At 51.4% G+C, this 11,986-nt stretch carries 7 protein-coding genes; all 7 read right to left on the bottom strand.

Annotated features, from left to right (window positions below; translation table 11 throughout):
- Nucleotides 1-107: 107 nt before the first annotated feature.
- Nucleotides 108-1,250 (bottom strand): sialidase family protein, encoded by a 1,143-nt coding sequence (locus ACFOET_RS04390; RefSeq protein WP_379019964.1) that lies wholly within the window; start codon nt 1,248-1,250, stop codon nt 108-110.
- Nucleotides 1,251-1,348: 98 nt separating this feature from the next.
- On the bottom strand, nt 1,349-2,620 hold the full coding sequence (locus ACFOET_RS04385; RefSeq protein ID WP_379019962.1) for a sialidase family protein: 1,272 nt from the start codon (nt 2,618-2,620) through the stop codon (nt 1,349-1,351).
- A 32-nt stretch (nt 2,621-2,652) separates the two neighbouring features.
- Complete coding sequence (locus ACFOET_RS04380) at nt 2,653-4,596, bottom strand: sialidase family protein (RefSeq protein WP_379019960.1); 1,944 nt, start codon at nt 4,594-4,596, stop codon at nt 2,653-2,655.
- Between the two features lie 26 nt (nt 4,597-4,622).
- Nucleotides 4,623-6,137 carry a RagB/SusD family nutrient uptake outer membrane protein gene (locus ACFOET_RS04375; RefSeq protein WP_379019958.1) on the bottom strand — a complete coding sequence of 505 codons (1,515 nt, stop codon included), beginning with the start codon at nt 6,135-6,137 and terminating at the stop codon, nt 4,623-4,625.
- A gap of 38 nt (nt 6,138-6,175) precedes the next feature.
- Nucleotides 6,176-8,974 (bottom strand): SusC/RagA family TonB-linked outer membrane protein, encoded by a 2,799-nt coding sequence (locus ACFOET_RS04370; RefSeq protein WP_379019956.1) that lies wholly within the window; start codon nt 8,972-8,974, stop codon nt 6,176-6,178.
- A gap of 24 nt (nt 8,975-8,998) precedes the next feature.
- A complete protein-coding gene (locus tag ACFOET_RS04365) occupies nt 8,999-10,438 on the bottom strand; it encodes a fasciclin domain-containing protein (protein ID WP_379019954.1) in 1,440 nt (479 codons plus the stop codon).
- An 11-nt stretch (nt 10,439-10,449) separates the two neighbouring features.
- Complete coding sequence (locus tag ACFOET_RS04360; RefSeq protein ID WP_379019952.1) at nt 10,450-11,985, bottom strand: RagB/SusD family nutrient uptake outer membrane protein; 1,536 nt, start codon at nt 11,983-11,985, stop codon at nt 10,450-10,452.
- Between the last annotated feature and the right edge of the window lies 1 nt (nt 11,986).

Genomic DNA, 11,986 nt, shown 5'->3' with positions numbered 1-11,986 from the left:
TTAGTACTGATATAATTGGCACTTATGTAGAACATATAAACAAATATAGCATATATTGGTTTACCATTCCAAATAATAATTTCAAAATATTATTGGCCACCCCCCGATCAGTGGGCCAACAGGGTTTCCATAGATAGCTGCTTTATGACGAGTGACCAGCCATCTTTTGGGTCGTTTTTAGTTTCGTAAAGGCAATAAACCCTTCCATCGGCCCCAACGGCCAAATCCGAATAACCGGAAATCCCATCGTGCACTACTTGCTCAATCGCCCAGGTCTTTCCATTATCATCGCTCACTTTAATGGTCAGGTTCTGCCGAGGGTGTTTGGGAATTTCCTCGCTGTCGGGATTCAAAAACAGCAGGTAGTTTTTTCCTTTATAACGGGTAGCGATGATACTTGACATACAAATAGGTTCAAACAACGCGTCATCGTACGTGGGTTTTGTCCAACCTGATATCCCATCCTTACTGAAACTGACGCCCTTACGTCGTTTATCCGATTCATTCCGGATACTAAGCATCACGGTACCATCTGGCAATTGCACGGCCATGGTTTCGCTTGGATTCTTGAATCCGTCAGCCTCAGGGACCATGGCGCCCCTGTGCCAGGTCTTTCCGTTATCGTCGCTGTAAACAGTGGCGATCCGTGAAGGCCGGTGACTTCTGTGCGGTGTAAGTTTATCCGAATCGGCAAGCCAGACGGGAACCAGCAGACGGCCGCTCTCAAGCTGTATGCTGTGGCCGGGCCCCGGCGCCAGCACCTTCCAATCGTAATCACTTTTGAATGCCTCAAACGCGGCTGTGATATTTACCGCCGGTGTCCACGTAAGACCGTCGTCAGTAGACTGCGTGTAGTAAGCATAAGCATAGTCGCGCTGGTACAACAGGTGTATGGTCCCGTCATTTCCGACGATCGGTGTCGGATTATCCGTCGGTTTGCTTCCTGCACGCTCCGCAACTATCTGAATGGGGGCCCATGTGTTGCCACCGTCCTCACTTCTCCGTACCAGCAAGTCCATATCGGCCCAGTCGCTCGCGCTTTCAATCCGGCCCGCGGCAAATGCGAGGAGTGTTCCTTTTTTTGTGTGTACCAACGCGGGTATACGGGTCGATGAATATTGGCCGGGCAGCGGCTCAAACACGGTTATACCATCCTGGGCAGCAGCCTGCTTGACCGGCACCGAACACATTAAACACAACGCGGCTGCAACAGCTTTCAAACGCCACACTTTCATTTTTATATCACACATATCATTTTCGTTTAACTTTCTTTCTATTTATTTTGGATCTTCTCCCGCTATTTAACCATTCTCCTAGCGATTTCACAATAAAAACAGTGATTTTGCGGTTACCTGTCGCTGCTTGTCGCCCACGCAAGATTGAATTTATGGAAATCGATGGAATGACGTCTGTGCATCGCTGCGCCCGCCAGTGGATCGCTGTTGTGCTCCACCAAAGCACCAATATGGTCTCCTGCGGTTGCAATTAAACTCGAATAGCCACCATACCCTTGCTGGCAAGCTTCGGCCATTGTGACATATGGGTAGAGCAGCCGCGATTCAGCCCAGGTGTCGCCTTCGTCATAACTGATCCGCACGGTCATCCGGCAACGGAAGGGCATCCCGTCGCCTTCGTTGTTGGCGGCATTCAGGAAAACAATGCGGCTTGGCGACCAGGAATACCGGAGAATTGACGCCTGGCAGCGTGGATCAGGTAAATTCGCATCAGCCGTAAAGGCGGAGAAGCCGCCTGAAATGGTTCCTCTGGATACGTAACGGGCACGGTTGCTTGTCCACCTTGATAATACCGGACGGTCGTTACGCATCAATAAACCACTGGCTAACTCGACTACGGTACCTTCAAACGTACCCTCGGGGATAACCTGGTATTTCCAGGTCAGCCCGTTATCATCACTGTAAATATTCCGCCCGCCTGCCGGAATGATAAGGCGCCCGGCGTCAGGACCATGCTTAATCTGTATACCGATGCCTGGACCCATGGCGTCCCAGGTATAACCCGGCGGCAATAGTGCCTCCGTACGATCAACCGGCGTGCTCCAGGTCTCACCGTGGTCATCGCTGTGGCTGGTAAACACCCGCCGCTGCCCCCAGCTGTCTACCGCCGCGTAATCCCTGCCCCCGAAACTGCCACCATGTTGACTGTGGCTATCGCTGTTCCATGAAAAAAAAAGCCATATCCTACCCGTGGTCTCGTCGGTCACTGCCGTAGGGTTACCCCACGTGCCTTCCCCTTCATCCACCACTACACGCAGTGGTGACCAATGCTCGCCGTTGTCATGGGATATTTTATATACGAGGTCGATATCGCCGTAATCGAGGCTGGTATGCTTCCGCCCTTCCGCAAATGCAATAAGATTACCGTTGACGGCCCGCGCCAAACAAGGTATGCGGTAAGAGTGGTAGCCTTCCTGCCCTTGGGTAAATAACCGTGTTATTTCCAACTCGGGGGCATCCTCCCCCTCTCCATCCGACACGTCGACTTGCGGGCGTTCAAACGGTGGTCCGCCAACCATACCGGTGTCCAATTCACTGCACCCAGCCAAGCTGCCGGCACACCCGATACTTATCCATACACATGTTATCCAACTATTTATCATCATTTGTTTCATCGCTGCTTACTAAGCAAATCAATTTATTTCCTGTAAACCACAATACCTTCCCTGGGACTTTCAATGCCCCCTTCGCCTACGATAATCACGGTCCCATCGGCCAAGGCAACCGCATCCATCGCGCCAATCGGAGCGGCATAGGTGCGATAGGCCATTCGGTTGAAGAGCGGGGTTCCCTGTCCAAATGACTGCCCTCCGTCGGTGCTTGAAAACATCATTGGTGTTACGCCATAGGCCGGACCGTTATAGGTCTGACTGTCCGATTCACGGTTCGTCGGGGTAAACAGGTGCACCGCTCCATCTCCGGCTTTGACCACAGCAGCGTGGAACATGTGCCCGAAATCGCCCGTACCCACAGCAGTACCGATACTGACCGGCGCTGTCCACGTCTCCCCTCCGTCACTGCTGTAAGCCACCAATCGGCTACGTGGTGTCGTATTGGAGTGCCCCAATACCATCATCAACCTGGAATCGTCAAGCTCAACGATGGCACCAGACAGCCGGTTATTTCCCGCAATCGGTGAGGACAGCCGCCATGACTGCCCGCCATCATCGGAAAGCGCGGCCCTAACCTGACGGCCACCGTAAACCAGGGGCATTACCAACCGATTCCTGAAGGCCTCCGACCTCAGCTCGATCCCATGGCCCGGGCCGCTTCTTAAGTATCCGGCATCCGTAACCAATTGAGCGGTAATCTCAATCGGAGCCGACCAGGTTTGCCCATTGTCGGTCGACACCACCTGGTAGACGCGTTGCTGGCTAGCATCAAAGACGTAGTTATCGCTTTGCATATGTCCGGGCAGCTGACTATAGTGCAGCACGACCCGTCCATCAGTGGTGGTTACCACCTGCGGGAACCCATAAGTTTGGCCGGATCCTTGCCCAGCAATCACCGAAATGGACTCCTCCCACGATGTACCTTGCGATGTCGACCGGCGCATGATGATATCGGTATCGCCGGCTGGCATGGTCTGCTGCGCAATGCGTTCGGCAGCGGAACGGGGGTTAGACCGCCCTTCGGCAAAAAGAAGTAAATCGCCATTCTGTGCCTGCGCCAACGCCGGTGCTTGTATCCGGCTATATCCATGCTCATATTCGTGCATGGCATAATCCACCGTAAACGCCTCGGGGCTTTCAATGTAATAATCGTGCACCGTAATAAAATTGCGCCACGGCCTGATCTGCGGCGTGAAAAAGAATACGTCGCCCGGGAGCTTAAACTGGAAACAAAGCGTGCCATTGACCTTCACATAGAACAACGCATCGTGGATTATTACCTCGATATCTGCAGGGATACCCGGCACGATTACTTCATTGACCGTTGGCCATCCCTGGCTAGGATTGACAGATGCGGTGGTGCCATACAGATCGACGAAAAACATGGGGGCGATGGCTGAAGCACCGTCCATACCCAGCACAAAGTTTTGCCCGGTTTCCCAATTCACCCCCAGGAACAGTCCAAAGGCGGTACCTGCAAAGGTACCTACCGTCAGCCGGGTATACATGTAGAAACTCTTACCCGGGCCTACCGGCACAAAATATTTACTATGCACCCAATTGAACTGGAAGCTATTAGGATTGCCCCCGAAATGATCGGCATTCGTAATGGGATAATAATTACGGTGCGGAATCAACCGCATACCATGCGGTTCCTTCGCCCAAGACAAGGTGTCGCCCGCCGCATAAAAGTCGGTATACCCCTTAAACAGAACCTTATCGTAGTTCGGCTCCCCGTCGCGCATCAGCCATACTCCCGCTTCCCGGTTCTCGTCGAAGGGAAAAGGCAGGCTGTCCGGTATGCGCTGCTCCTCGTCAAATGGCCCTGGAAAACCGAAGTGCTGCTCCTTGTAGCACCCCGAAAACAGCATAACCATCGCCAAGAAAAACAGCCTAGCACCGATGATCGTACGCCCATGAGCAGTATATTTCCGGCCACTTGATATTTTTATGTTTATTAATTTTTTCATAGCATTTTATCTTTCTGACCATCATATCATTTCCAGAGGAGCGGGTCCACAGGAATATACCAGTTTTGTTCGAACCGTAACGTTGCTTCAACCTGTTCGCGCATCCCCGGAGGATATTTGGACGCTACCCGCGACGCCAGTTTATTCTCGCCCGCGAGTTTAGACCACAGCATCAGATCATACCACCGTTTCCCTTCAAAAGCGAATTCCCGCGCCCGTTCCCTGAATAGCTGCTCCATCATAAATTCTCTGTTCGTGTAATCGGTCTCTTCAGGCAGCAGCGGGAGTAATCCCCTAGCCTCACGTAAACTGTTCAGGAAATTAAACGCCGAAGCATAGTCATTGAGCATCAGGTCAGCCAATGCCTTGTATAAGTAAGCGTCTGCACTGCGGTATACCGGCCAGCTTGCGCTACTTTCATAAGCAGGCCGCATAGACGCTATATTGTCGACGCCGATATACTTCCAGATTACGGTATCCTGGCCAATGAGCTTGTAACTGAAAGCTGTCCGGATGTCATTGGCTTCATGAGAAAAGATGGTATTGATCACATGCGATACCGGTTTCAGGTAATAGCGCCCCCCTGCTTCAGCCACCGGCGAGGTAAACTCCTGCAGACGGTTGGTTTCGAAACTCCGGGCATACTGGTATCCCAAGAGGAACAATGAATGCTGTCCTGCCCACGATCCGGTAAATTGGTTGATCCAATTGCCCGGACCTCCCAACGAATGTTGGTTGTTGATGATGGGGGAGTTCGCAAAAGCAGACGCCGATTGGTATTCGCCTAACCACAAGGCCAGCTCGGTAGCCAATGTATTAGCCATCGGTTGGGAGGTCCGGCCGAAGCGCTCCTGTGGCGACAAAGTCGTCTGACTCCATTGATAATTCAGCGGTAAAATTCCCAGCACGGTCAGCACATCGTTATAAACCATCAACCACGTTTCCTGCTTGTCTTCGGGAAACTGATAAAGCCCTCGAATTTCATGCATTGACATTTCCTGTGTCGACCGTGATACCGTATCCCCCTGGGCGTTCACAAACCGGATTTCCTCGGCGTAGTCCGACCGAATAATCGGGAACCGATCGAACGTCCGCAACAAGTGGTAATAACAATATGTCCGCAGCAACAACGCTTCACCGTAGTATGCTCCGGCATCGCGATCCATTACCTTATCATCGGCCAATAATACATCATACACCCGTTCCATCTGTCGATTGCAGCGCGCAATGGTTTCGTAAACAGCTGTATAGTCGGTGTAGGGATTATTGACCGACACATCGTTCCGAACAAATTCGTTGATATATGGGTCCGGCTCTGATTGCCCCGTTGTAACCATATCTGCCCGTGCATCACCCCATAACAGAAACTTATGGACATCTCTGGACAACGGCTCGTACATACCGGCCGCAGCCGCATTCAGGTCTTCGCGGTTCTGGTAAAAATCCGACTCCTTCACCGCATTGTAAGGATCTATCTCAAAGAAACTTGAACACCCAGACAAGGCCATGCAACCCGCCAGTAAGAGAACCTGCTGTCTCATCGATCTATTTATCGTTGTCATGCTCGTAAGTTGTATAATCAAAGTGAAAGTTTTACCCCCATCAAAAATGTCTTCGGCATTGGGGACGCCCCAAAATCTATTCCCCGCATCAGCGGATCGCTGGACGACACAACTTCCGGATCCATGCCCGGATAGTTACAGATTGTCCATAAGTTTTCTCCGGTCACAAACACCTGGAGGCCTCGGAAGAACTTTAGTACTGCATCGGTATCAACCCGATAGTTGAGCGTAACATATTTCAGCCGCATATATCCACCGTCGGTTATCCATTTATCTGTTGCAGCTCCGTTGAATGAAGGATCTCCGAATGCGGCCCTGCTCAAGCCGGCTCCCTGCTCTTCCGGTGATATCCAACGATCGCCTACGACGGGCGACTGGTTGGAATAGTCGCTCATCAGCTGCATACGCTGACCGAAGGCCTGATAAACATCCTGTCCATAAGCATAGGCAATCTGCGCGTCCAGCGACCACCGTCCCCACCCGGCCGACGTACCTAATCCGCCAAACAACGTTGGTAGTGCCGAGCCGATCACCTGTCGATCGAGCTCGTTGATCCGGCCATCACCGTTCACATCTTCGATCCAGTAATCGCCCGGCCTGTAGGGCGTACCATCCGCCTTATTCAGCCGAACATCATCCGACGTTCCGAAAACCCCCAATACGCGATAGCCATAAAAACTTCCGAGCTGCCCACCGGCCTGCACGATTCCGGGCACACCACCCAAAGACTTGACTACACTACCGTTGCCCAGCGATTCCACATGAGTATTCAGGGTCGACAGATTACCAAATACCGACCAAGAAAATTTGCTGCCGTCGGGCAAGATACGCGCAAGCATGGCCACTTCCAATCCGTGCGAGTACAGGATCCCACGATTCTCAAACTGAGGGCCAAGCCCAATTTCAGCAGGAAGAGCTTTCGAGGTTATCAGGTCATGTGTCCGTTTGTAATAATACCCCACGTCTATCGTGGCCCTATCGCCAAACAGGCTTGCACTCAGTCCGCCATCAACGGTATGTGTGATTTCAGGCTTGATATCGGCGTTAGCTACATTACCGAGATAAGTGCCCCCGAATCCGAAATAGTTGATGGGGTAATATAAATTTTCGTGATAATATCCCCGCACATCATGATTGCCACTGCGCCCCCAGGAAGCGCGGATGCGTAACTGGTTGTTCAACTGCGGATCGAGTACGTCAACTGCAGCACGGACGCCCGGGTATACGTTCCACCGGCCGCGTGGACCGAAATTGGAAGTCCCTTCAACACTCAGGTTTGCAGACAAGGTTGCCCGTTCAAGAATCCGGATATCACCGCCGACGTAGAATCGCATCAGGTTAGATTGGAATTTTATATTGGAAGCGCTATCTACCGTCCCCTGTGCCAGCGTTTCATAGTCGTCCGTACCCGCATTAATCTTTCGAGCATAGACGGCTTTCTCCTCATAGCGTTCCACCCACGCCCCTGCCGTGCCCGTATACCGGGCCCAGTCGGCCAAATCCCCTTCGTGGTTCAACTGCGTGTTCCAAAGCAAGGTAAACTCGCTGGACGATCGTTGTGCATTCTGCCGTAGGCGGTTTCGGTCGGGCACAATACCCAGTGCCGGACGATATTGTTTTTCTCTCAGATTGAAATAGTTTACCGCCATCACCGAAGTCAGCGAAGTCCGCTTCCCTGCCTGCCACGTTGCGCTGATGGAACCGTCCATCCGGTTTTCTTCATTGTCGTTGCTCAGCTTGTTTACCAACGCCCAGGGATTGCTTTTCCCCAGCACGTCCACATCCGCCAGCAAATTCGTTCGCTGCCCTTGGTCATTATAAGCATAGCGGCCCATAAACGGTGCCTTGGTTGCAGCCGCATAGAGCGAGTGAATCGCCCAGTTGCTCCCTTGCTCCAGGTAGCTGACTGAAGAATTAGTATAAGCCAGGCTATTCGTGATTTTAAATTTCCGCGAGAGTTGGTAGTCCAAGTTGAACCGCATGCCGATACGTTGCAGATCTGTACCGATAAGTGTTCCTTCCTTGTCGGTATAACCTATACTAAAAAGGTAATTGGCGTCGCCATCACCACCTTTCAGTTTCAAATGGTAATCCTGAAACGACGCTGCCCGTGTAATCATATCCACCCAATCGGTCTGGTAGCCATACTGTGGCAATGCAGTATCAAACAATGGGTTCGCTGCCAGCTCTTGGTCTGTCGCACCATTTTCACCCATATATGACCACAAATACCGTCTAAAATGATCGGCTCCCATCCGGTCAATTTGGTATCCCGCCGCAGAAACACCATAATTAGCGGTGAAATCGATCTGCGTGCCACCAAACTCGCCCCGTTCCGTAGTGATGTAAATCGCGCCATTCGCTCCCCTTCCCCCGATTTGAGACAGCGCCATTCCGTCGGTTGCAACATACATCTCACCGATATCGTGCGGATTAATGAAACTGAATCGCGTTGGCTCAAACGTCGACAAAAACGACGGAAGATCGCGGTTATACCGCACCGGCACACCATCAACGAACACCTGCGGCGTTGCATTTAGGTGGATGCTGTGCAATCCCCGGATCATCAACTGGGGTGCCGCACCGGGCGTACCCGATTCGGTTACATGGATCTTTGGATTGCCCGGCAAGACTTCGGCAAAGGAGATCGCGTCAGACTGCACTGGAGTCCGCACACGGGTCATGCCAACCATCACGCTGTCTATCCGGTCTTCCACAGACAAGCTGTCCTGCAGCGAAAGCCCATAAGCAGGCAGAAAAACAGTAGCGACCAAAGCCGCTAACCCAGTCCTAAAAATCCGATATGGTCCATTCATTATCATGTTTGTGTTTTAGGTCCTTCAATCAGTAATCGGTATCAATTCCAGCATATCCATCAACAAATCGCAGCAATAGTTCGGGTTCGGATTGGAGCCGAACGCGGTGAATACGAAGTAAATGGTGACATCCTCCCGTTCCTCGACTTCGATATCCCCGCAATGGTTATATGACAGGTAATCCCACTCCTCAAATAAGCCGTCCGCACGATTCATGACAATATCGTCCCTCACAATCCGGTCATTGTAAATGGTCATGAAGCTTCCACGTGCGCCTCCCCCTCGGTGCAACATCCGGATTCGGTATTTGCCCCTCGGCACATCCGGAACAGTCATCCAGAAATAGTCGCCTACCTGCTGGGCATTGAACTGGGTGATACGAAACTCCTGATTTTGATGGTAACTGCGCGTTCCGGTATTCAACAGGATACGTGCGGGTGCTTGCGTAAAGACATTCTGTGCGCCGTATGGACTCCCTGGTGGATAGAGATTTAGCCGGATGGTACTAGGCCGTGCCTCCACAATGGACAGCACCGTATCCAGCGCATGATAAATTCCATTGGCAGCTACCCGGTCGATCCCAAAATCGCGCGACTGGTTGAACCGAAAATCTTCATTCACGTAGTACTGACCGAATGCGTCGCTGTGGAAACTCAACGATTCGTGGGGGTACAACGAATAAAATCGCTGTGCCGTCAACAGATTCAAAAAATAGCCCGAATCGGGGATGATATGGTACCGTAACCAGTCGTCCACATCGTCAATCAAATCTATCGAGAATTGGTGCCGTTGTAGCACCTCGTCACTTTCAATGAGTAATGTCAGCGCGCTGTCGCGCAGGTAATCACCATAACCATATTCATCCAGTAACCCGAGCATAATGCCGTACTTTCCGGTGGCTTCCAACATCTCATACATACTCCTCGTTGGCGGCATTAGCACCTCGTTGATGATATTGAGGTATCCGTTTGCCAACGTAATATTATATTCGGTGATTGTCGCCGTATTGTTCAAGCGTATCGCTGCGTATGAATCGCTGATGTCAGCCAGGATATATTTTTCAAGGTACGCCGTCGGATAAGGTAGAGGCCCGGGTACAAACTCATTGGTATTCACTCGGCGATCCAATAAGTGGTATCTAAAAAAATCCATCCAGAATTCAGGACTGGCGTCGGTGATGCTGCTAATGGCATGCCCTTGCTGTGCCAAGTCAGCAAACAGCAGCTCGAAGGCATTGTCCGTCGGTGCAAACACCGTATACCTGCCAGCAGTTTTCAAAAGGTTCCGCTGCCCAATATAATCGACCATCTCCCGGTAGACCGCCAGGTCCTCGCGGCTGTCTATATAATCCATGAGCTGAAGTTCGTCCGTATTGTCGTAACGTGCGCCCGAAAATTGCTTGTCACATCCCTGCAGGCTCGCCATCACGCCCACGCACCAAAAAATAACATATAAGCGTTTCATCGTCAATCCCTTTATTTGTTCCGATAAAATGATTTCTGATCCAATTGCGGATTATTCTCCACTTCCGTAAGGTGGTATGGCAGAAACCAACTTTCCTGATCCAGCAATCGAGCACGAATCACCTGATACGGCCTTCCCATTGAATGATCAGTTGCCGCTTTGTCAATCAGGATATTTTCATAACCAGGTCTACGGCTGATCCGCACAGCAGCAAACCATTCTTTCCCTTCAAACCCAAGTTCAAACTCCCGCTCCATCAGCAGTCTTGACATAAACTCCACACCCTCGCCACTTTCACCAGGAGTCAACTCCGGGATATCGCAATGCCGCCGCACCAAATTGATCTGCTGCTCGGCCTCGACATAGCGATTCAGCATGGCATACGCTTCAGCTTTCATAAATAACACTTCTCGGTACCGATAAAAGATATAATTGGGTATCCGGTTGTTCGCCGCGCGGTAGTTGGCCTGATACGGTACGGATCCGAGAAACTTATATACTTCCAGTGCTGGCCCGAACCCGTTGAAAACCGCAGTATTCCTAAGCATGGCAAACGAACTCAAGCGAATGGTATCCGAGCTGCTATGCTCTAGTGACGTTGGCGGGTATAATACCTCTTGCGAATTGAGCCTAACGTTTGTCGCATTGGCGAGGTAACGTTCTCCATCTGCATCTACTCGGTTAAATGCCGCGAACCAGCCATATACGGGTGAAGTCGGTCCTTGTAGTCCGTACTGGTACTCCAGGATACTTTCTGCCGAATTGCCAGGATTGAAGATCGTGTACCACGACAGGGGCTCAACCAACGTCGATGCGTACTGTGCATCTAGGGCTTGGCAGAGATCCAGGCACCCCTCAAAATCGTTGCGCCATAGCTTCACATCGGCCCACAATGCCCTCACCGCATTTTTTGTGATCCGCCCGTAACGATGCCTGACATCATCAAACGTCGCGGGCGCATCGCCAAGTGCACGCTCCAGATCCGCCTCCACAAAATTCAACACGTCCACCTCGGGATGAGCCGATAAGTCAAATTGCTGGTTGTCAGATTCATACGGCTCGTCTAATATCGGCACGTCCTTAAACGCCCTGACGAGGTAGAAGTAATTCAGCGCGCGCAAGGCATATGCTTCGCCCATCATGGTGCGGAGTTCATCCGGATTGAACGTGATATCGTGTTCTAACGCACTCGGGGCATTCTTAATAAACGAATTGATAATGGAAATGGAACGGTATACCGTTCGCCAGGACAATAACCCGTTGGCAGGGTAAATGTCGTGCTGCATCAACTGTCCGTACGATGCATTATACGCGTCGCCCGACCCCGGGGCGTACAGGCTCGAACGGACGTCACCCCAAACGTGGTAACTGTTCATTGCGTCGTGCATGGATGAATACATGCCCATCAGCGCCGCATATACCTGATCCCGGTTTTGCCAAAACTCGTCATGCACCAAGTTATCTGGCACATCAACGTCCAGAATCTTGTCGCAGGATGTAGTAAACAACAAGAAAAGACCGAGTATACTATATTTCAGATTCGCCATG

This window comes from Parapedobacter deserti, from assembly GCF_042646065.1.
GTDB classification, from domain to species: domain Bacteria; phylum Bacteroidota; class Bacteroidia; order Sphingobacteriales; family Sphingobacteriaceae; genus Parapedobacter; species Parapedobacter deserti.
Note: the sequence above shows the minus strand (reverse complement) of the source record. Positions and strands in the feature narration are given on the sequence as shown.